This is a genomic window from Bradyrhizobium sp. CER78 (genome assembly GCF_029846235.1).
Taxonomy (GTDB): Bacteria; Pseudomonadota; Alphaproteobacteria; order Rhizobiales; family Xanthobacteraceae; genus Bradyrhizobium.
In genome coordinates, this window is sequence record NZ_JARVWP010000025.1 from 14,543 (window position 1) to 34,306 (window position 19,764).

At 64.6% G+C, this 19,764-nt stretch carries 19 protein-coding genes; 7 read left to right on the forward strand and 12 right to left on the reverse strand.

The genetic code is table 11. From position 1 onward, the window contains the following. Positions 1-207: 207 nt before the first annotated feature. Positions 208-690, reverse strand: a complete 483-nt coding sequence (locus QDT69_RS34080; RefSeq protein ID WP_279710855.1) for a CinA family protein — start codon at positions 688-690, stop codon at positions 208-210. 175 nt (positions 691-865) lie between these two features. On the opposite strand from QDT69_RS34080, the gene QDT69_RS34085 reads away from it, so the two are divergent. The 3 genes from QDT69_RS34085 to QDT69_RS34095 are packed head-to-tail and all read left to right on the forward strand — an operon-like array spanning position 866 to position 3,573. Beyond that, entirely contained in the window at positions 866-1,981 is a 1,116-nt protein-coding gene (locus QDT69_RS34085) for an amidohydrolase family protein (RefSeq protein WP_279710856.1), read from the forward strand. Positions 1,982-1,996: 15 nt separating this feature from the next. Further along, on the forward strand, positions 1,997-3,106 hold the full coding sequence (locus tag QDT69_RS34090; RefSeq protein WP_279710857.1) for an amidohydrolase family protein: 1,110 nt from the start codon (positions 1,997-1,999) through the stop codon (positions 3,104-3,106). A gap of 53 nt (positions 3,107-3,159) precedes the next feature. Then, positions 3,160-3,573, forward strand: a complete 414-nt coding sequence (locus QDT69_RS34095) for a Rieske (2Fe-2S) protein (protein ID WP_016846808.1) — start codon at positions 3,160-3,162, stop codon at positions 3,571-3,573. A gap of 119 nt (positions 3,574-3,692) precedes the next feature. On the opposite strand, the gene tcuB is transcribed toward QDT69_RS34095, so the two are convergent. The 5 genes from tcuB to QDT69_RS34120 all read right to left on the reverse strand — a co-directional run bounded on the left by tcuB (position 3,693) and on the right by QDT69_RS34120 (position 9,867). Continuing rightward, positions 3,693-4,796, reverse strand: a complete 1,104-nt coding sequence (tcuB, locus tag QDT69_RS34100) for a tricarballylate utilization 4Fe-4S protein TcuB (RefSeq protein WP_279710858.1) — start codon at positions 4,794-4,796, stop codon at positions 3,693-3,695. Positions 4,797-4,887: 91 nt separating this feature from the next. After that, positions 4,888-5,901: an esterase gene (locus QDT69_RS34105; RefSeq protein ID WP_279710859.1), complete on the reverse strand. Its 1,014-nt coding sequence runs from the start codon at positions 5,899-5,901 to the stop codon at positions 4,888-4,890. A gap of 24 nt (positions 5,902-5,925) precedes the next feature. Then, positions 5,926-7,317, reverse strand: a complete 1,392-nt coding sequence (tcuA, locus tag QDT69_RS34110) for an FAD-dependent tricarballylate dehydrogenase TcuA (protein WP_279710918.1) — start codon at positions 7,315-7,317, stop codon at positions 5,926-5,928. 87 nt (positions 7,318-7,404) lie between these two features. Beyond that, positions 7,405-8,730: an MFS transporter gene (locus QDT69_RS34115; protein ID WP_279710860.1), complete on the reverse strand. Its 1,326-nt coding sequence runs from the start codon at positions 8,728-8,730 to the stop codon at positions 7,405-7,407. Between the two features lie 237 nt (positions 8,731-8,967). Further along, positions 8,968-9,867, reverse strand: coding sequence for a transcriptional regulator GcvA (locus tag QDT69_RS34120; protein ID WP_279710861.1), 900 nt, complete (start codon positions 9,865-9,867; stop codon positions 8,968-8,970). 118 nt (positions 9,868-9,985) lie between these two features. Here QDT69_RS34120 and QDT69_RS34125 point away from each other — a divergent pair, with 118 nt between their 5' ends. Both QDT69_RS34125 and QDT69_RS34130 read left to right on the forward strand, forming a co-directional pair. Then, a complete protein-coding gene (locus tag QDT69_RS34125; protein WP_279710862.1) occupies positions 9,986-10,204 on the forward strand; it encodes a DUF1127 domain-containing protein in 219 nt (72 codons plus the stop codon). Positions 10,205-10,273: 69 nt separating this feature from the next. After that, entirely contained in the window at positions 10,274-10,897 is a 624-nt protein-coding gene (locus tag QDT69_RS34130; protein WP_279710863.1) for a GNAT family N-acetyltransferase, read from the forward strand. A 126-nt stretch (positions 10,898-11,023) separates the two neighbouring features. On the opposite strand, the gene QDT69_RS34135 is transcribed toward QDT69_RS34130, so the two are convergent. After that, positions 11,024-11,854, reverse strand: a complete 831-nt coding sequence (locus QDT69_RS34135) for an enoyl-CoA hydratase (protein ID WP_279710864.1) — start codon at positions 11,852-11,854, stop codon at positions 11,024-11,026. Between the two features lie 157 nt (positions 11,855-12,011). Then, on the reverse strand, positions 12,012-12,713 hold the full coding sequence (locus QDT69_RS34140; protein ID WP_279710865.1) for an SDR family NAD(P)-dependent oxidoreductase: 702 nt from the start codon (positions 12,711-12,713) through the stop codon (positions 12,012-12,014). Positions 12,714-12,784: 71 nt separating this feature from the next. Between QDT69_RS34140 and QDT69_RS34145 the strand changes: the two genes are divergently transcribed. Both QDT69_RS34145 and QDT69_RS34150 read left to right on the forward strand, forming a co-directional pair. Beyond that, the gene (locus QDT69_RS34145; protein WP_279710919.1) at positions 12,785-14,566 is read left to right on the forward strand and encodes an acyl-CoA dehydrogenase family protein; all 1,782 of its coding nucleotides are present in this window, start codon (positions 12,785-12,787) and stop codon (positions 14,564-14,566) included. Between the two features lie 53 nt (positions 14,567-14,619). After that, complete coding sequence (locus QDT69_RS34150) at positions 14,620-15,708, forward strand: Zn-dependent alcohol dehydrogenase (protein ID WP_018269116.1); 1,089 nt, start codon at positions 14,620-14,622, stop codon at positions 15,706-15,708. 70 nt (positions 15,709-15,778) lie between these two features. On the opposite strand, the gene QDT69_RS34155 is transcribed toward QDT69_RS34150, so the two are convergent. The 4 genes from QDT69_RS34155 to mbfA form a co-directional block, all read right to left on the reverse strand. Beyond that, complete coding sequence (locus tag QDT69_RS34155; protein WP_279710866.1) at positions 15,779-16,132, reverse strand: nuclear transport factor 2 family protein; 354 nt, start codon at positions 16,130-16,132, stop codon at positions 15,779-15,781. Between the two features lie 117 nt (positions 16,133-16,249). Next, the gene (locus tag QDT69_RS34160) at positions 16,250-17,722 is read right to left on the reverse strand and encodes an amidase (protein ID WP_279710867.1); all 1,473 of its coding nucleotides are present in this window, start codon (positions 17,720-17,722) and stop codon (positions 16,250-16,252) included. Between the two features lie 159 nt (positions 17,723-17,881). Further along, positions 17,882-18,748, reverse strand: a complete 867-nt coding sequence (locus tag QDT69_RS34165; protein ID WP_279710868.1) for a hypothetical protein — start codon at positions 18,746-18,748, stop codon at positions 17,882-17,884. A gap of 16 nt (positions 18,749-18,764) precedes the next feature. Next, positions 18,765-19,736: an iron exporter MbfA gene (gene mbfA / locus QDT69_RS34170; protein ID WP_173640298.1), complete on the reverse strand. Its 972-nt coding sequence runs from the start codon at positions 19,734-19,736 to the stop codon at positions 18,765-18,767. Between the last annotated feature and the right edge of the window lie 28 nt (positions 19,737-19,764).

Consider the following 19,764-nt stretch of genomic DNA (forward strand, 5'->3'; position numbering starts at 1 on the left):
TCATCCCCGCGCAAAGGCTTCGCCTTTGTCGCTGGAGGTGCGAGCCTTGCGGCGCACTTGCGCCGCTGGGCGAGCCTCGAAGGATGCACGGCCCCGCTGGTGGCCGTCGATCGTTCGAGACGCGCTTCGCGCTCCTCAGGATGACGGGGGGAGATCGAGTTCGTGAGCGAAGATTCGATGTCGTCGCGTGTCGCGCATGTGAAGCGATCACCGCTCCAAATTCTTCAACAGTAACTCCAGCGCCGCCTTCGCGAACGCCTGCATGTTGGCCTGCCGGTCGCCGCTTCCGGTCTCCAGCGTGATCACCTGCTGCCTGGGACCTGCGACCGCCATGCAGCTGTGGCCGGCGGCATCGCCGTAGCGATTGCCGGTCGGGCCGGCGGCGCCGGTCTCCGACAATCCCCAGTCGGTCGAGAGGCGCTCGCGGATCTGCCGCGCCAGCAGCTGCGCATAGGGTTCCGATGACGAGCGGAGCCCGCGCATTGCGTCGTCCGGAATATCCATCAGCGCGCGCCGCGCGTCGCGGGTGTAGATCACGCCGCCGCCGAGGAAGTAGGCCGACGCGCCCGGCACTGCGAGCAGCGATGCCGAGATCAGCCCGCCGGTGGACGATTCCGCGACCGCAATCGTCTGCTTGTTCGCGATCAGTTTCGCGGCGACCTGTTCAGCGATGGATGTGAGTGCGTTCATCGGCGCTCTTTCTCGTGGCTTGCCATGAAAATCCCGTAGGGCGTTCTGCCTTCCTAGCACACCACATCCGTCCCTGCCGAGTTGCGGATCGCGGCTCGGCCTGCTTGAATATCGAACAACGATCAAGCTGCGCCTCGCAAGATATTGTGAGCGTGCGCGGAGCCGAGGAAACACCATGACGTTGCCGATCGTGGGCGGCGTGGATTGCGATCTGCATCCCGCCGTGCCTCACCTCACCAGCCTGCTGCCATACATGAACGACTACTGGCGCGACCAGGTGACGACGCGCGGCATGACGGACCTGATCTCGCAATCCTATCCCACCAATTCGCCGATCTCGTCGCGGCCGGACTGGCGCCCCGCGCAGGGCAAACCGGGCTCGAGCCTCGCCGACATGCAGCGCCAGGCGCTCGACAAATTCGGCTCCGCGTACGGCATCTGCAATCCGCTTTACGGCGTGCAGATGGTGTTCTCCGAGGACATGGCCGATGCCTTCTGCCGCGCGCTGAACGATTGGCTGGCCAAGGAATGGCTCGACAAGGACGATCGTCTGCGCGGCGCGATCGTGATCCCGGTGCAGAGCATCGAGAAGGCGGTCGCCGAGATCGAGCGCTGCGCGCAGGACAAGCGCTTCGTTCAGGTGCTGATGCTTGTCATGGGCGACATGCCGCTCGGCAAGCGTCACTACTGGCCGATCTACGCCGCCGCCGAGCGGCTCGGCCTGCCGATCGGTATCCACGCCGGCAGCGCCTATCACAACCCGCCGACCTCGGTCGGCTGGGGCTCCTATCACATCGAGGACTATGTCGCACAGGCGCAGGCGTTCCAGACCCAGCTCACGAGCCTGATCGTCGAGGGCGTGTTCGTACGTCATCCGAATTTGAAAATGGTGATGCTGGAGTCCGGCTTCACCTGGCTGCCGCCATTCCTGTGGCGGTTGCACAAGTTCTGGCGCGGCGTGCGCATGGAAACGCCGTGGGTCGACCGCGCGCCGCTGGAGATTGTGCGCAGCAACATCCGCTTCTCGCTGCAGCCGGTCGACGCACCGCCGGAACCAGAGACGCTGAACCGGCTGTTCGACCATATGCAGTCGGACGAATTGCTCCTATTCTCGACCGATTACCCGCATTGGCAGTTCGACGGTGACGAGGTGCTGCCGCAGGGGTTGTCGCAGGATCTGGTGCGCAAGATCATGATCGACAATCCGCATGCGACCTATCCGCGGCTCAAGGTGGGGCATGATCCCGAAAAGTGGCCTCCGGTTTTCGGACAAGATCATGCCCGCAACTGAATAGGAGACGACGCGATGAACGTCCAGATTCGGGAACGCCCGGAAGCGGCATCGTCAACCGGCATCAAGACCGCGATCGCCGATTGCGACATCCATCCGGCGCGCGCGACCAAGGACGAGCTGTATCCTTATCTCGCCAAGCGCTGGCACGCGCATCTCGAAACCTTCGGCATCCAGGCCTATCAGGGCATGATGGAAGGCCCGCCCTATCCGAAGGCGCAGCCCAACGCGTCGCGCCGCGATGCCTATCCGCCGGAAGGCGGCCCGCAGGGCTCGTCGCTGTCCTTCATGCAGAAGCAGCATCTCGATCCCAACAATGTCGCGCTCGGCGTGCTCAACCCGCTCGCCACCGGACAGGGGCTCCGCAACCAGGATCTCGCCGGCGCGGTCTGCGCGGCGATCAATGACTGGCAGATTGAGAAGTGGACCAGCAAGGACCAGCGCCTCAAGGGCTCGGTCGTCGTCGCCAACGAGGATGGCGTGTCTGCCGCCGCGGAAATCCGCAGGCGGGCGGGGGACAAGAACTTCGTCCAGGTGCTGCTGCTGAGCCGCAATGTCGAACCCCTCGGCCAGCGCCGTTACTGGCCGATCTATGAGGCGGCGCAGGAAGTGGGTCTTCCGATCGGCGTGCACGCCTTCGGATTCGGCGGCAACCCGATCACCGCCTCAGGTTGGCCGAGCCACTACATCGAGGAGATGGTCGGGCATTCGCAGTGCCAGCAGACCGCGCTGGCGAGCCTCGTGCTCGAAGGCGTATTCGAGCGCTTCCCGAAACTGAAGATGGTGATGGTCGAAGCCGGCTTCGGCTGGGCGCCGTCGCTGGCGTGGCGGCTCGACAAGGTGTTTGCGCGGCTGCATACCGAGGTGCCGCATTTGAAGCGCAAGCCGTCGGAATATATCCGCGATCACATCTGGTGGACGACGCAGCCGATGGAGGACCCGGAGAGCCGCGATCATCTGTTCCAGACCATCGAGTGGATCGGCTGGGACAAGCTGTTGTTCGCGACCGATTACCCGCATTGGGATTACGACGAGCCGTCGCGCGTACTGCCGGCCGGCGTCAGCGACGCCAACCGCCAGGCGTTCTACCTCGACAATGCGAAGCAGCTGTACGGTATCGCATGATCCGAAAAAGTGGGAACCGGTTTTTCGAATCAGATCATGCGTGAGAGCAACTAATGGCAAGGCATGTGATCGCTCCGGTGGACGAGTTGCCGCCGGGGTCACGAAAATTCCTCGAGATCGACGGACGGCCGATCGCGGTGTTCAACGTCAAGGGCGAGTTCTTCGGCCTGTTGAACCGCTGCCCGCACCAGGGCGCGGCGCTGTGCGAAGGGCCGCTGATCGGGCTGGCGTCGTCGTCGGATCCCGGCGAGATCGAATACACCAAGCTCGGCGAAATCCTGCGCTGTCCGTGGCACGGCTGGGAGTTCGACATCCGCACCGGCCAGTCCTATTGCGATCCGCGCCGCTTCCGCGTGCGCGCCTATCCGGTCAGCGTCGAGCCGGGCACCAATGTGGTGAAGGGACCGTATGTCGCCGAGACCATCAAGGTCGCAGTGGAGAGCGACTACGTGGTGGTGGATCTGTAGCCGCTCGTCATTCCGGGGCGCCGCGAAGCGGCGAGCCCGGAATCCATTTCACCGGCTATTTTGTGGCCCGATGGATTCCGGGCCTGCGCCTTCGGCGCATCCCGGAATGACGGGAGAAGTCACTCCGCCATCGTCTGCCGCTCCCGCGCGTAGCGCACTAGCGCGACGAAGCGGTAGATGCCGTGTACGAACTTTCCGTAGGGCATCGTGATGAACAGCGCGAACACCACGCCGAGATGCAGCGCCAGCAGCGGGCCCATCGCGGCGGTCTCGCGCCACAGCAGCAGGGCAAGGCCGGTGATGCTGGTCAGGAACAGCATCAGGATGAACGCGGTGTCCATGCCCATGGCCTGCTCGTCGACCAGCACGCGGTCGCGCTTCCATTTCTCCGACAAGAGCCCGATCGGGCCGACCACGAGGCCGATGCCGCCGAGCGTGCCGAGCACGACCGGCAGGTCCCACCACGCATAGGGCGCCTCGCGCGCCAGCAAATAGTGATAGAGCGTGCCGACGCAGGTCGCGGCGAAGCACAGCAGGAAGCCGTAGAACGTGAAGTGGTGGTACAGCTTGCGGCGGTCGGTCGGGTGATCGTCTTCGTTGAAGCAGCCGACACCGCCGCCGTCGAGATAACGCAGCTCGCCGGCGTCGCGGACCGCCTGCAACAGCGCCTTCGCGTCGGTCGTCATGCCGACCGGCTTGCCGATATCGCGCCAGAACGCGCGCACGCCCATCGCCAGCGCCAGGATCGCGTAGAGCAGGGCGGCGCCGAACAGCAGCGCCATCGCATTGTGCGGCATCAGCTTGTAGAACGCGCCGGGGCCGGTGTGGATGCCGGTGAGCACGCCGCGGTCGTTGATCGCGGCGAAGCCGAAGATGAAGGTGGCGACGCTGAGCGCTGCGATCACGCTGATGACGAGGCCATTGCGGGCGAACGCGCCGGAGAAGGCGCGCGGCCAGGCATAGGCGGCGTAGGATTCGGCACGCGCGACCGCGAGCGTCTTCGGAACATTGACGTTGAATTCGTGCGGCGGCGAGAACTGGCAGTCGGTGTAGCAGGCGCCGCAGGAATGGCAGAGATTGGCGAGATAGTTGAGGTCGCCGTCGGAGAACGCGCGGCGCATCTCCATCGCGGGAAACACCGCGCACAGGCCCTCGCAATAGCGGCAGGAATTGCACACCGTCATCAGACGGTCGGCTTCCTGCAATGTCCTCGTCCCGTGCATCGCAGACTCTTTGTTTGACACGCTTTCTTGACGCGAACCGGTTCCCACTTCGCTTGAAAGCGCTATGTTACTTCTTCGTCAGCCCCTTGCCTTACAGCCATGTCTGGATCAGGCTGGCGACCTCGGCATTGTTCTTGTCCATCATCATCATATGCGAATTGCCCTTGATGCCGGTCTTGGGCAGATCGACCACGTCGACGCTGCCGCCGGCGGCGCGGATGGCGTCGGCGAAGGCGCCGCCGGTGGCGCGGATCTTCGGCCAGCGCGAATCGCGCTCGATGTAATCGCCATAGACCATCAGCGTTGGAATGTTCTTCAAGCTTTCGACCTTGGCGGGATCGCCGACGCCGGCCGGCTCGATCGCGATCAGCGCCTTCACCTTGTCGGGTCGCGCCTGCGCGACCTTGAAGCCGAACGTGCCGGCCTGGCTGTGGAACAGGATAATGCACGGGCCGACGCGATCGATCTCGGCGATGTAGGCCGCGATCGTCGCGTCATCGGTGGTGGTCCAGCGCGGCACGTTCTGCTTGACGAAGTTCTCGTAGCCTTCGTTCGGGAACTGGCTGCCGGGCATCAGCCGGCGCTTGGCCGGATCGGGATCGTAGGAGCCAGGGCCGTCGCCGATCCGGAAGCGCTCGAACGGATTGGCTGTCGTGAGGAACACCGGATCGCCCTTGAAGATGTCAGGATATTGCGCCCAGCCGGCGCGGCCGCGCTCGACCGCGTCGGAATTGTAGACGCTCCAGCCCTTGCGCAGGAAATAGTTCAGCCAGCCTTCGCGTCCGTCCGGCGTGGTCTCGTAGGTGACGCCGGTCAGCCCGCCGCCGTGCCACAGCAGCAGCGGATAGGCGCCCCTCTCGTTCTGCGGCAGGAAGTACTGCACGTACATCTGCTCGACCTGGTAGGTGCCGTTCGGATCGACCTTCGCCGGCACGCCGCCGGGCGTGAAGATGACTTCCTTGACCGGTTTGCCTGATATCTCGACGAGACGGCCGCCGACATGGAACGAGCCCATGTCGCGCAGCGCGATCGGTTCGGCGGCGTTGCTTGTGGTCGACGCCATCAGCGCGGCAGCCGCAGCGGCGACAATCGCAAGACGTGACATCGCTCCTCCCCAATCGCGCGAGGCTCAGTTCCGCGCATTCTTCGCCGCTTCCCGTCCGGCGACGCGGCCGAACACGCTGCCGATGGTCATGCCGATGCCGGCGGCGTAGCCCTTGCCGAGCACGTTGCCGGCCATGATCTCGCCGGCGGCGAACATGTTGGCCGACGGCTTGCCGTCCTTCATCAGCATCCGTGACTGCTTGTTCACGCGGGTGCCGAGATAGGTGAAGGTGATGCCGGGCCGCACCGGATAGGCGAGGTAAGGCGGCGTCTCGATCTTGCGCGCCCAGTGCGTCTTGGCCGGGGTGATGCCTTGGGTAGCGCAGTCGTCGAGGATGGTGTGATCGAAGGTCCCAGGCTGCACCGCGGCGTTGAAGTCGGTGATGGTCTTTTCCAGTGCCGACGCGTCGAGCTCGAGCTTGCCGGCAAGCTCGGCGATCGTCGCACCCGCGATCGGCGGAAACAGCGTCGGCATGAAGCTCGTCACCACCGTGGAGTCGAAGATGATGTAGGCGATCTGGTCCGGTTGGGCTGCGACCAGGCGGCCCCAGATCGCATAGCGCTTCGGCCAGATGTCCTCGCCTTCGTCATAGAAGCGTTCGGCATGCTTGTTGACGACGATGCCGAACACGACCGAGTCGTGGCGCGTGATGATGCCGCCGTCGAATTTCGGCGCGCGGGCGTCGATCGCGACCGCATGGCACTGGGTCGGGTCGCCGATCTCCTGCACGCCCTTGGCCAGCAGCATCTTCAGGATGGCGCCGCGATTATAGGGCGTGCCGCGGATCAGGAAATTGTCGGCGGCTTCGCCCCAATATTGCTTCAGCCATTCGATGTTGGCCTCGAAGCCGCCGGCGGCCGCCACCAGCGTCGAGGCGCGCACTTCGGTCCTGCCGCCGACCGGCTGCTTCAGCTGCGCCGAGAGGAACATGCCGTGCTCGATATTCAGATCGATCACCTCGGCATCGTAGAGAATATCGACGCCGAGCTCCTCGGCGGTGCGATAGAGCGCGTTGAGCATCGCGCGGCCGCCGCCGAGGAAAAACGAGTTGGTGCGGCCAAGGCTCAGCGTGCCGCCGAGCGAAGGCTGCCAGCGCACGCCCTGCTCGACGATCCAGTTCAATATGTCCTTGGACTCGTGGATCATGAAGCGGGCCAGTTCCTCGTCGGTCTGGCCGCCGGTCACCAGCAGCAAATCCTTCCAGAACTCCTCCTCGGTGTAGGGACCGGTGAGGATCTCGGTCGCCGCGTCATGGGCGCAGCGCATGTTGCGGGTGTGGCGGGTGTTGCCGCCGCGGTAGAATTTCGGGGCGCCTTCCAGCACCAGCACGGAGGCGCCGGCACGCCGCGCGCTGATCGCAGCGCAAAGGGCGGCGTTGCCGCCGCCGATCACCAGCACGTCGAACCTGCGTGTCAGATCAACCATGCGTTCTTGTGATCGTTGTTGGCATGGAAAGCAACATGCCGGGACAGGCGATCGGCCTGCCCCGAATGCATATGCCGATCAGGCCGCGACCGTCTTGCGCTGCTCGATGGTCTGGCCGCCGCGATAGACGATCAGCGCAGCGACGATGCCCAGCGCCGCGCCGAACATCAGCCAGTAGGCCGGCGAGGCCTTGTCCTGGCCGGTCATTGCGATCAGCTTGGTTGCGACAAACGGGGTCGACGTGCCGAAGATGCCCGCCGCCAACGCGAATGCGATCGAGAAGCAGGTGGTGCGGACATGCGCCGGCACGATCTCGACCAGGCATCCCAGCATGGTGCCGCTGTAGACGCCGAAGTAGAACGAGAACATCATCTGCACCGCCAGCAATTTCCCGAGCGTCGGCTCATGCGAGAGCCACGACAGCGCCGGGTAGGCGGTGACGAACGACAGGCCCGCGATCGCGAGCAGCACCGGCTTGCGGCCGATCCGGTCCGATAGCGCGCCGCCGACCGGATTCCAGATGAAATTCGTCACCGCGACGAGCAGGGTCACCAGCAGTGTCCCGGACGCCGACAGATGCAGCTCCTTGCCGAAGCCGGGCGCATACACCGTGATGAAATAGAACGTCGTGGTGGTCAGCACCGCGATCATCATGCCGAGGATAACGATGCGCCAGTTCTCGATCGCCGAGGCGAACACTTCGCTCGGCGTCGGATGCTTCTTCATGGCGAGGAAGGCCGGCGTCTCCTCGAGCGAACGCCGCAGCATGAAGATGACGGGGATGATGATGCAGCCGACGAAGAACGGAATGCGCCACTTGGCGATGCCGCCGATCGCATCCAGGAAGGTGTCGCCCGGCATGACCTCGCGCAGAACATAGCCGATGATCGCCGCAACGAAGATCGCGACCTGCTGGCTCGACGATTGGAACGAGGTGTAGAAGCCGCGGTTGCCGGGCGTCGCGATCTCGGAGAGATAGACCGACACGCCGCCAAGTTCGACGCCGGCCGAGAAGCCCTGGATCAGGCGGCCGATCAGGACAATGATCGGTGCGGCAATTCCGATCGCGGCATAGCCCGGGCAGAACGCGATCACGACGGTGCCGAGCGCCATCAGCGCGAGCGTCACGATCAGGCCCTGGCGGCGGCCGATGCGGTCGATGTAGGAGCCGAGCACGATCGCGCCGACGGGGCGCATCAGCGCGCCGAGCCAGAATACGCCATAGGCATTGAGCAGCGCCGCGGTCTCGTTCTGGGCCGGGAAGAACGCTTTCGCGATGTCCTGCGCATAGAAGCCGAACAGGAAGAAGTCGAATTGCTCGAGGAAATTGCCGCTGGTCGCGCGCAGGATCGCGCCGAGACGTGACTTGATTTGCGGTACTTGCGATGGACTCGACTGCGACATAACGCCCTTTCCTCCCCGTGACGAAATGGCCGGCGCAAATTGTCTCGCCGGCCAAGGCAGTTGGCTGCCATATGCGGCAATTTGGCACGCCCATCCGGCGCGACCAACCCGAAATCGCGCCGCCGCTATCGGAAAAAAGCCGTAGGTGATTTTGCTAGAGCGCTTCCGAGCGACGTGGACACCGGTTGGTGTGAGGAAAACGCGTCGACACAACAACCCAGCGCGGCGTGCGCCGCATCATGCCGTGGTATGGGCGGTGGCGCCGAGCCAGGAGCGGAATGCCGACAGCTTCGGTGAATCGGCCCGTCCCTGCGGCGTGACCAGATAGAAGCCCGCATCGGCCGGCAGCGCGATCTTGAAGGGAACCACGAGGCGGCCCTTGGCGATGTCGTCCTGCACATAGGAGGTGCGGCCCATCGCGATGCCGATGCCGTCGATCGCGGCCTGGATTGTCACGAACAGCAGGTCGAAGGTCACGCCGGGCTGTTTGGAGATGTCGGTCGGTAGGCCCGCCGCAGTCAGCCACAGCCGCCAGTCGTCGCTGTTGGCGTTGCTGGTGTGCAGCAGCACGTGATCCCTGAGGTCCTCGGGGCATTTGAGCGGCCTGGTTCCCTGCAGCAGCGACGGGCTGCACACCGGAAACAGTTCGTCCGCCATCAGCCAGTCCGCGCGCAGGCCGGCCCATTGGCCGCGGCCGTAGCGGATCGCCGCGTCGACCTTGTCGCGTTGAAAGTCGACTAGGCTGGTCGAGGTGGTAATGCGGACATCGATGCCGGAATGCGCCTCCTGGAAGGCCGACAGCCGCGGCAGCAGCCATTTCGCCGCGAGCGATGCCAGCGTCGAGACCGTCAGCACGTGATCGTCATCCCGGCGCAGCAGGCGGTCGGTCGCGAGCCTGAGGTCATTGAAGGCGGCGCGGACGCCGGGAAGGTATTCGGTAGCCTCCGGCGTCAGGCTCAGCGAGCGGTTCTGGCGGACGAACAGGCGGACGCCGAGCTCTTCCTCGAGGCGGCGGATCTGATGGCTGATCGCGGTCTGCGTCACGTTCAGTTCGGACGCCGCCAGCGTGAAGCTCATGTGCCGCGCGGCGGCCTCGAATGCCCGGAGGCCGTTCAGCGAAGGCAGGCGGCTGGTCATCCCTGGGTGGTCTCCAGATGCATGACTTCAATTCATGCGAAACGGTACAAAGTGTCGTTTGTGAACGGGCCGAATAGCTCAGATATTAGCGCCAACAGGTTACCGGTAGGAGCCGTAAATGTCCATTTTCACCCATGAATCGATGACAAATCATCATATGCCGGAGCATCATGCGTCGGGCCTGTTGAACCAGGTCGGCGAAACCCTCCATGTCTGGTGGGAGCGCTATGAGCGCCGCCGCGAGCTGTCGCAGTGGACCGAGCGCGACCTGCACGACATCGGCATGTCCCGCAGCGACATCGTTTTCGAGACCGAGAAGCCGTTCTGGCGGGCCTGACAAGGACGCCTTCGCCGGCGCCGCCTCGATGAGGGGCGCCGGCCAATTTCTTCACCCGAGGAGCGTGTCATGACTGCGCTGCATCTCGACGATCTCAGGCAATACTCTGACGTGCTGCGCGCCAAGAACGGCAGCGAGATCAAGGTGCGCTTCGTCGAGCCGCGCGACCGCGAAGAGCTGCAGAGCTACATCCGCTCGCTCTCCGCGGGGTCCCGTTACAACCGCTTCCTGGGTGCATTGAGCGAGCTGCCGAAGACGGAGCTCGAGCGTTTCGTTCACGTCGGCGAGGCTGACCGGTTCACGGTGGTCGCGACGATGCTTGTCGATGGTTTTGAGACCATCGTCGGCGAAGCCCGTTACGCCTTCCATGCCGATACGTCGAGCGTCGAGTTCGGCCTGTCGATCGACGACCGGTGGCAGGGCCACGGCATTGGCAAGGCGCTGTTGAAGAATCTCGAATGCCGCGCGGCGTCCTTTGGAGCCGAGCGCATCTTTGGCGACACGTTGCGGTCCAACGCGACGATGATCGGCCTCGCCCGCAAATCCGGTTATGCCTTCGCTGCAAGCCCCGGCGACTGGAAGCTGGTGCGCTTCGCGAAAGAGATCCACGTCGAACCGCAAGACATTCCTTGTGCCAGCTGGCGGCTTGCCGCCACTTCCCGCTCGGCCGTGATGTCCTCGCTTGCGGTTTGACTGACTAGGCCCGGTTCTGGCCCCTCCAGAACCGGGCCCTTTTCTTTTTGATTTCCCTGTCCCTTCAACTTGCCCCGCTGCCGCCTCTCCCACAAGGGGAGAGGTGACTTCACGGGCGCTATGCGCTCAGCTCCCTTTAAACACCGGCTTGCGCTTCTCGATGAAGGCCTGCACCGCTTCCTTGTGATCCGCCGTCGTGGTCAGACGGATCAGCCGCTCGGCCTCGTGGTCGCGCGCGGTCGCGAAGTCGAACTGCAGCGCTTCGTCGAGATTGTCCTTCATGTAGCGCAGCGCCAAGGTCGGGCCTTCGGCGATCGACTTCGCGAGCGCAAGCGCCTCGTCCTGCAGCGTCTCGTCCGGCACCACGCGGTTGACGAGGCCGATCTGCTCGCATCTGGCGGCATCGACCTTCTCCGAGGTGAACATCAGCTCGCGGGCGCGCGAGGTGCCGACCAGGCGCGTCAAGAGCCAGGCCATGCCGTAGTCGCCGCTCAGCGCCACGCGCAGATAACCGGTCGAGATGAAGGCGGATTGCGCGGCGATCCGCATGTCGCAGGCCATCGCGATCGCAAGGCCGGCACCGACCGCGGGGCCGGGCAGCGCGGCAATGGTCGGCTTGCGCACCGAGGCAAGCGCACCGGTGAGCAGGCGCTGGCGCTCCTGCAAATCCGCAACCTTGTCCTCATAGGACATTTCGAGCTTCTTCGCGTCGCGATTGGCGCCCATGCCCTTGACGTTGCCGCCGGCGCAGAACGCCTTGCCGGCGCCGGTGACCAGCAGCACGCCGACCTCGGGGTTCTCGCCGCAGGTCCTGATCATCGTGCGCAGCGCCGGCGTCAGCGTGTCCGACAGCGAGTTGCGCGCATCGGGGCGGTTCAGCGTGATGACCGCGACGCGGTCGCGGATCACACAGAGCAGCTCGTCGGTGCCGGTCTCGATCTTGATTTCAGCGGTCATGTTTCCTTCCCCTGTTTCCCCGTCATTGCGAGGCGCGAAGCGCCGAAGCAATCCATTCTTCGCTTGCGGTGGCATGGATTGCCTCGCTTCGCTCGCAATGACGAATATGGCGGTGGCTGATACCTAAGCCTACGCCGTTTACATGATTTCCGTCATCTCAAAACTTCTCAACCCAGGGCCGCAATTCCAACTCCCAGGTCCAGGCGCTGCGTGGCTGTTGCAGCACGTTCCAGTAGCTCAATGCGATCGCGTCGGGATCGAGCATCGAGTCCGGGCGGTCGGCGGGCTCGGTGCGCGCGGCGCTGCGGATGCCGCCGTCAATCACGAAATGCGCGATATGGATGCCCTGCGGCGACAGTTCCCGCGCCATGCTCTGCGCCAGGCCGCGCAGCGCGAACTTGCCCATCGCGAACGGCGCCGATTGCGCATAGCCCTTCACGCTGGCGGAGGCGCCGGTGAACAGGATCGCGCCTTTCTTGTTGGGCAGCATGCGCTTCGCCGCTTCCTGCGCCACCAGGAAGCCGCCGAACGCCGAGACTGCGATCGCCTGCTCGACCTCGGAGGGGACGAGTTCAACGAACGGCCCGCGCGAGCGGCCGGAGGCGTTGTAGACCACGAGGTCAGGCGTTCCGATCTCGCGTTCGACCAGACCGAACAGACGCTCGACATCCTCGGCCTTGGTGGTATCGCAGGCATAGGCGCGCGCGCCGGTTTCGGTGCAGAGCGCGCCGAGCTTCTCGATGCTGCGGGCGCCCAGCGCCACGCGAATTCCCTCTCGCGAAAATAGCCGCGTCAGCGAGGCGCTGAGGCCCGCGCCGGCGCCGACGATCAGGGCGATCTTGTACTTGGGAATATCCATTGGGCTTTCCTTTGCTCGGCCGGAGGAGGATAGTCGTGCCCAAACAAATGAGCACCGCAGCCGGGAATTCAATGCAGCCGCACAAGCACGATCCGAAAACGCCACCCGCCAGCCAGCCGGGCCTGCTTGCGCCCGATACGACCGGAATGAATTTCTACCGCGCCGATCCGGCGCTGACGGATATTCTGAAACTGCATCTGCCTGATGCGTTGTTCCGCCACATCGAGCCTCATCTCGACCGGCTCGGCGGCTTGGCCGGCGGCCATCTCGACGAATGCGCGCGGCTTGCCGATCGCCACACGCCGGTGCTGCACCAGCGCGACAAGTTCGGCCGCGACGTACAAACAATTGAATATCATCCGGCCTATCGCGAGATCGAGAAGGCCGCGTTCGGCGAATTCGGCATCCACGCGCTATCGATCCGCAAGGGCATCATGGGCTGGCCCGACAAATATCCCGTCGTCGCCAAGCACGCCTTCACCTTCCTGTTCAACCAGACCGAATTCGGCATGGGCTGCCCGATCAATGTCACCGACGGGTGCGCCAAGCTGCTCAATAATTTCGGCAGCGAGGCGTTGAAGGCGAAATATCTCGACGGCCTGACCCAGACCGACATGAGCCAGCTGACGCAGGGCGGCCAGTTCATGACCGAGAAGGAAGGCGGCTCGGACGTCGGCACGCTGACCACGCGCGCGGTGCAGGAGGGCGACCACTGGCGGCTCTATGGCGAGAAATGGTTCTGCTCGAACGCCGACGCCAAGGTGGTGATGCTGCTGGCGCGCCCCGAGGGCGCGGGGCCGGGTACCAAAGGCGTCGGCCTGTTCCTGATGCCGCGGTTCCTCGATGACGGCTCGCAGAACCACTACCGGATCGTGCGGTTGAAGGACAAGCTCGGCACCCGCTCGATGGCTTCGGGCGAGATCAAGTTCGACGGTGCGATCGCCTATGCGGTCGGCAAGCTCGATCGCGGCTTCGTGCAGATGGCCGAGATGGTGAACTCGTCGCGGCTCTCCAACGGCGTGAAATCCACCGCGCTGATGCGCCGCGCCTGGCACGACGCCATCACCGTGGCGCGAAACCGCGTGGTGTTCGGCCAGCGCATCATCGACCTGCCGCTGGCACGACGGCAGCTGATGAAGATCATGCTGCCGACCGAGCAGGCGCTGTCGATGAGCTTTTTGACTGCAGACGCGCTCGACCGCGCCGAGGCCGGCAGCCAGGATGCCGCGGCGCTGCTCCGCATCCTGACCCCAACGTTGAAATTCCGCGCCACCCGCGATGCCCGCAAGGTCTGCGGCGATGCGATGGAGATGCGCGGCGGCATCGGCTACATCGAGGAATTCGTCACGCCGCGGCTGCTGCGCGATGCGCATCTCGGCTCGATCTGGGAGGGCACGGGCAACATCGTCGCGATCGATGCGCTGAAGCGCGCGGTCGGACGCCATGGCGCCGACAGCGCGCTCGCTGCCGATCTGCATGCGCGGCTCGACGATAGTCCCAACGTCCCGCAGGCCTGGCGCAACCGGCTGCGCGATCTCGGCGATCGCGCGATCGCATTTGCGCGCGAGGTTGCGAGCCGCATCGACAATGAGGGCGATGCGCGGCGCGCCACCAGCCTGCTCTATCATGTCGCAAGCGCGGTAGCGCTGGCGTGGGAAGGCGGACGCATCCACGAGATGCGCGGCGATGCGCGCCGGCTGTTGCTGTCGCGGATGGTGATCGATCATCGCGTGACGCCGGGCGATCCGTTCCGGCTAACGGAAAATACCGTTCAGCGCAGGATGACCGAGCACCTGCTCGGCGATCGCGCCATTGGCATGGCCGAGGTTGGCGAATTGCTCACCGCAGCGTAGGCTGCGGCACGAGCGCACTTTTCAAACAATCAAAAACGTCAAGGGAGACCCCGATGAAGGCCGCCGTCCTGCATGAAGTCAATCAGCCGCTGGTGATCGAGGATGTCAGCGTGCCCAATCCGGGGCCGCGCGAGGTCCTGATCCGCACCGCGGTCGCGGGCCTCTGCCATTCCGACCTGCACTTCATGGAAGGACTTTATCCGCATCCGCTGCCGGCCGTGCTCGGCCATGAATCGGCCGGCGTGGTCGAGAAGGTCGGCTCGGACGTCAATTACGTGAAGCCCGGTGACCACGTCGTCACCTGCCTGTCGGTGTTCTGCGGCACCTGCGATAATTGCACCACCGGCCGCACCGTGCTCTGCACTGACACCACGGTGAAGATGCTGCCTGGCGCTTCCAATCGGCTGTCCTGGGGCCGGAAGGAAAAGCTCAACCAGTTCCTCAACCTGTCGTCCTTTGCCGAGCAGATGCTGGTGCATGAGAACGCCATCGTGAAGATCAAGAAGGAGATGCCGCTCGATCTCGCCGCGCTGATCGGTTGCGGCGTCATCACCGGGTACGGCGCCGTGGTGAACACCGCGAAGGTGACCGCCGGCGAGACCGTGGCTGTGATCGGCTGCGGCGGCGTCGGCATGGCTGCGATCAACGGCGCGCAGATCGCCGGCGCCGGCCGCATCATCGCGATCGACACCAATCCGGCCAAGCTGCAACTCGCGACCAAGCTGGGCGCAACCGACATCGTCGACCCGGCCCGCGGCGACGTGGTGCAGCAGGTACGCGAGCTCACCGGCGGCGGCGTGCAGCACTCCTTCGAGGTGCTCGGCCGCAAGGACACCGCCGAGCAGGCCTTCGCCATGTTGGCGGCGGGCGGCACCGCGACCATCGTCGGCATGATCCCGTTCGGCCAGAAGATCGAGCTGCACGGCTTCGACTTCCTGCGCGAGCGCCGCATCCAGGGCTCGTCGATGGGCTCGAACCACTTCCGCGTCGACATGCCGCGCCTCGTCGACTTCTACATGCGCGGCAAGCTGCATCTGGAAGACTGGATCTCGGCCAAGCTGAAGCTTTCTGAGATCAACGAGGGCTTCGCCAACATGAAAGCCGGCAAGACGCTGCGCAGCGTGATCATGTTTGATAGCTGAGCTTGTGTCGTCCCGGCCTAGTGCGCAATTGCGCACTAGGCCGGGACGAGAGTTGAGGTTGTGATCGCTCTCACCGCGCGACGTGTGCCGAGACGGCAAGCCACTTTCCGTTCTGCCTCGCCCAGCAATCGGTGTAGCGGCCATAGGCTTGCTCGCCGTCGGCGTTGAGATAGCTGGTGCGGGCGTGGATGATGGCGAAATCGCCGAGGATGCGGATTTTGACGTCCTCGGCCTTCAGTCCCTTGATCTTCACCGGGATCGCCGTCTGCTTCAGGAAGGCTGCGCGATCGACCAGGCTCTTGTCGGGATTGGTGGCGTAGAAGTCCTGCGCCAGGATTTCATCGAAGCGCTTGAGGTCGCAGTTCTGGACGGAATCGACGTAGTCCTTGTTGAGTTTCGTCAGCTCTTCGAGGTCTGTGCTCATTGATTCCTCCCGTTCACCTCGTCATTGCGAGGAGCGAAGCGACGAAGCAATCCATGCTTCCGCATACGCGGATATATGGATTGCCTCGCTTCGTTCGCAATGACGGCAGCAACTCACTTAATCATCAAACATCTTCGGCGGCACGAAACCGCCGAACTCGCGCTCGATCAGCTCGGCCAGCTTCAGCGGCGTGCGGTCTTCCAGCATGGGCCCGACGATCTGCACGCCGATCGGCAGTCCGTCGGGCGCAAAGCCGGTCGGGATCGCGGTGGAGGGCAGGCCGGGCAGGGTCGCGATGCCGGGCCAGGCGAGCTGGTCGGTGTAGACGTGCGGCTCGCCGTCGATCAGGATCTTGCGCTGCTCCTGATCGGGCGAATGATCGTGCGGATAGGCCGGCGTCGGCATGATCGGGCAGATCACCGCGTCGAACGATTTGAACAGCTCGCGCCATTGGGCACGCAGCCGCGCGCGGCCGCCGTCGGCGATCACCCAGTCGCGATGGCTGAGCGCGATGCCGCGCAGCCGCTCGGCCTGCAGGCTGGTGTCGCCGGGCGGCAGCGCCGCCGCCGCCGCGCAGGCGCCGGCATAGACCTCCGGTGGGAAGGTCGCCGCGAGGAACGACAGCAAAATGCGCATATAAAGCCGCGAGGACGCGGCGAAGTCCGGCAGCAGCGGGCTTGAGCGCGACACCTTCGCGCCGGCCTTGTCGAGATTGCTTGCGAGCTTGTCGATGCTTCCGCGGATCACCTTGTCGGTTGGCAGCACCGGATCGCTGTCGATCACGAGGATGCGGAAATCCTTCAAGGCGGTATGGCGCGGCGCCGGCAGGTCCAGCCGGTAGGCCTTGCCGGCTTCGAGCGGATCGGGGCCGGCCATCACGTCGAGCACGAGTGCGAGATCGGCCGCGCCGCGCGCCATCGGACCGATCACGGACAGATCGCGATCGAACGGCAGTGGCGGCAGCGGCGGCGGGGTATGGCCGCGCGACGGCAGCAGCGCGAAGGTCGGCTTGTGCGCATAGATGCCGCAGTGGAAGCCCGGCACGCGCAGCGAGCCGCCGATGTCGGAGCCGAGCGACAGCGCGCCGTAGCCCGCGGCAAGCGCTGCCGACGATCCGCCGGAGGAGCCGCCCGGCGTGCGGCTGAGGTCGTAGGGGTTATTGGTGGTGCCGTAGATTTCGTTGTAGCTCTGCCAGTCGGCGAGTGCGACCGGCACGTTGGTCTTGCCCAGAATCACGCCGCCAGCGTCCTTCACCCGCTGGATCGAGAGTGCATCTTCAGTCGGCACGAAATCCTTTTGCGGCAGGAAGCCCCAGGTCGTCGGCAATCCCGCGACGTTGAAGGATTCCTTCACCGTCATGGGGATGCCGAGCAGCGGCCTGTGCTCGCCGCGTGCGATCGCTGCGTCGGCGGCGCGGGCAGCAGCGAGGCCGCGTTCGAAATCGCGTACGCAGACCGCGTTGACCTTGCCGTCATGACGCTCGATGCGGCCGATCGCGTCTTCCGCGAGCTCGACTGCCGAGACCTGCTTGTTGCGCAGCGCCTCGGACAGTTCGACGGCGGTCTTGAAACTGTATTGTGATTTGGCCACGGCGTGCTCCCTGATTTTGGCGGCGATCATGCGCAGAATGGAGCGAACGGGCAAGACCGGCTTGATCGCAATTGCGCTGGCGCGCGCGGGCGACGTCACACATCGCCTGACGTGATCGTGATCGTCGGGCTCTGCTCGAGCGACGAATCCGACGCGCGCCTAATACGGCGTGCTGCGCGCCGACAGGTGCGCCATTGGATTGATGGCGCCGCTCGCGCTGGCGCGCTCGCCGTCCTGCTTCGTTCCGGGCACTGGAAAGGCATAACCGATGATGGTCTTGACTACGAGCCGGTCGGATCCGCGTGTCAGGCCGTAGCCGACGCCGAAATCGATGTCGACGTCACCCACCTTGAAGTCGGTCACCGCGAACAATGTATGCTGCTGCTCGGCGAGCGGGCTGAAACTGCCGATCTTGCCGAAATCGGCGTAATATTCGAGCCCGACATACAGATCGTCCTTCAGCCTGCGCGCCACGCGCGCGGCGGGCGCGAAATCCGCCTCGCCATAGCGGCCGAAGCCGACGTCGACGATCGGGTTGACGATGAATTCATAGTCCGCGTTGCGCACGCCGATGATCGGCCGGATTTCGAGGCCCCAGCGGGTCTGCGCGAATTTCGGCATTTCGTAGCTGAGTTCGAAATTGATGCCGTAGAACAGGTTGCGCTTGTCGGCGTTGGGCGAGACGAACAGCGTGCGTAGCTTGAAGGCGTCGGACAGGAACTGCCGGTCCTGCACGGCAAACGGCAGATAGAGCCCGAGCTCCCACCAGTCCGTCATGCCATAGGCAAACTCCGGCGTGCCGTTGAGGCTATGGTTGGACGGAAAGCCGCCGGGGAAGGGCGGGTCCTTCTGGCCGATGCCGACATAGTTGAGGTGCTGCTGGACGGTGAGCTGGCCGACCGCCGCAATGCCGGCATTGTAGACCTGGATCTCGTCGGTCGCGTGCGCATGGTTGCCGTATCCGACCGCGGCGAGCGCAATCAGCGCCGCGCCGGCGGTATCTCGACAATTGCGTCGGGATCGCATCGGTGACCTCGCCGTCCTATGCCGCGCCGATCAAGATGCCGACCGCGAGCACGATCGCGCCGCCGAGCACGATCTGGAACACCGCCTGCAGGAACGGCGTGTCCATGTAGCGCGAACGGATGAAGGCGATCGCCCACAATTCGAAGAACACCACGATCCCTGCGATCGCGGTCGCGATCCAGAATGCATTCGGCCAGGCATCGGGCACGAGATACGGAATGGTGTGGCCGAGGCCGCCGAGCGTCGTCATCAATCCGCAGGTGATGCCGCGCAGCCAGGGCGAGCCGCGGCCGGTCAGCGAGCCGTCGTCGGACAGCGCTTCGGCAAAGCCCATGCTGATGCCGGCACCGATCGAGGCGGCAAGGCCGACCAGGAAGGTCTGCCAGTTATGATGGGTGGCGAAGGCGGCGGCGAACAGCGGCGCCAACGTCGAGACCGAGCCGTCCATCAATCCGGCAAGGCCCGGCTGCACATATTGCAGCACGAACATCCGCCGCCGCGTGCGGTCTTCCTCGGCGCGTACGTCGGGCTTGAGGATGTCGCCGGTCAGCTTGACCGCGAGTTTCTCGTGGCCCTTCTCCTCCTCGGCGAGGTCGCCGAGCAGGCGGCGTACGCCGGTATCCTCGGCCTTCTCCGCCGCCTTGGCATAAAAGCGCTCGGCTTCCAGCTCCATGGTCTCGACCTCCTTGCGGATGGTGTCGAGCGGCAGGTTCTTGGTCAGCCAGATCGGACGCCGGCGCAGGAAGCCTTTGACGTCCTCGCGCCGGATCGGCGGCAGATGCGGGCCGAAGCGCTGCTCGTAGGTCTCGAGCAGCCGGTGGCGATGGCCGCGCTCCTCCTCCGCCATCTCCTCGAAGATTTTTGCGGTATCGGGATAGCGGCCGGCGAGGTCCTCGGCGAAGGACATATAGATGCGGCTGTCCTCCTCCTCGGAGGCAATTGCGACCGCCAGCACCTCGCGCTCGGTCAGATCGGCGAAATTCTTCACAGCAGCACCTTCTTTAGAATTAGAATAA

Coding starts and splice junctions, on each gene's coding strand:
- QDT69_RS34080 (WP_279710855.1), bottom strand. CDS start 690: ATGAACGCACTCACATCCATCGCTGAACAGGTCGCCGCGAAACTGATC.
- QDT69_RS34085 (WP_279710856.1), top strand. CDS start 866: ATGACGTTGCCGATCGTGGGCGGCGTGGATTGCGATCTGCATCCCGCC.
- QDT69_RS34090 (WP_279710857.1), top strand. CDS start 1,997: ATGAACGTCCAGATTCGGGAACGCCCGGAAGCGGCATCGTCAACCGGC.
- QDT69_RS34095 (WP_016846808.1), top strand. CDS start 3,160: ATGGCAAGGCATGTGATCGCTCCGGTGGACGAGTTGCCGCCGGGGTCA.
- tcuB (WP_279710858.1), bottom strand. CDS start 4,796: ATGCACGGGACGAGGACATTGCAGGAAGCCGACCGTCTGATGACGGTG.
- QDT69_RS34105 (WP_279710859.1), bottom strand. CDS start 5,901: ATGTCACGTCTTGCGATTGTCGCCGCTGCGGCTGCCGCGCTGATGGCG.
- QDT69_RS34115 (WP_279710860.1), bottom strand. CDS start 8,730: ATGTCGCAGTCGAGTCCATCGCAAGTACCGCAAATCAAGTCACGTCTC.
- QDT69_RS34120 (WP_279710861.1), bottom strand. CDS start 9,867: ATGACCAGCCGCCTGCCTTCGCTGAACGGCCTCCGGGCATTCGAGGCC.
- QDT69_RS34125 (WP_279710862.1), top strand. CDS start 9,986: ATGTCCATTTTCACCCATGAATCGATGACAAATCATCATATGCCGGAG.
- QDT69_RS34130 (WP_279710863.1), top strand. CDS start 10,274: ATGACTGCGCTGCATCTCGACGATCTCAGGCAATACTCTGACGTGCTG.
- QDT69_RS34135 (WP_279710864.1), bottom strand. CDS start 11,854: ATGACCGCTGAAATCAAGATCGAGACCGGCACCGACGAGCTGCTCTGT.
- QDT69_RS34140 (WP_279710865.1), bottom strand. CDS start 12,713: ATGGATATTCCCAAGTACAAGATCGCCCTGATCGTCGGCGCCGGCGCG.
- QDT69_RS34145 (WP_279710919.1), top strand. CDS start 12,785: ATGCAGCCGCACAAGCACGATCCGAAAACGCCACCCGCCAGCCAGCCG.
- QDT69_RS34150 (WP_018269116.1), top strand. CDS start 14,620: ATGAAGGCCGCCGTCCTGCATGAAGTCAATCAGCCGCTGGTGATCGAG.
- QDT69_RS34155 (WP_279710866.1), bottom strand. CDS start 16,132: ATGAGCACAGACCTCGAAGAGCTGACGAAACTCAACAAGGACTACGTC.
- QDT69_RS34165 (WP_279710868.1), bottom strand. CDS start 18,748: ATGCGATCCCGACGCAATTGTCGAGATACCGCCGGCGCGGCGCTGATT.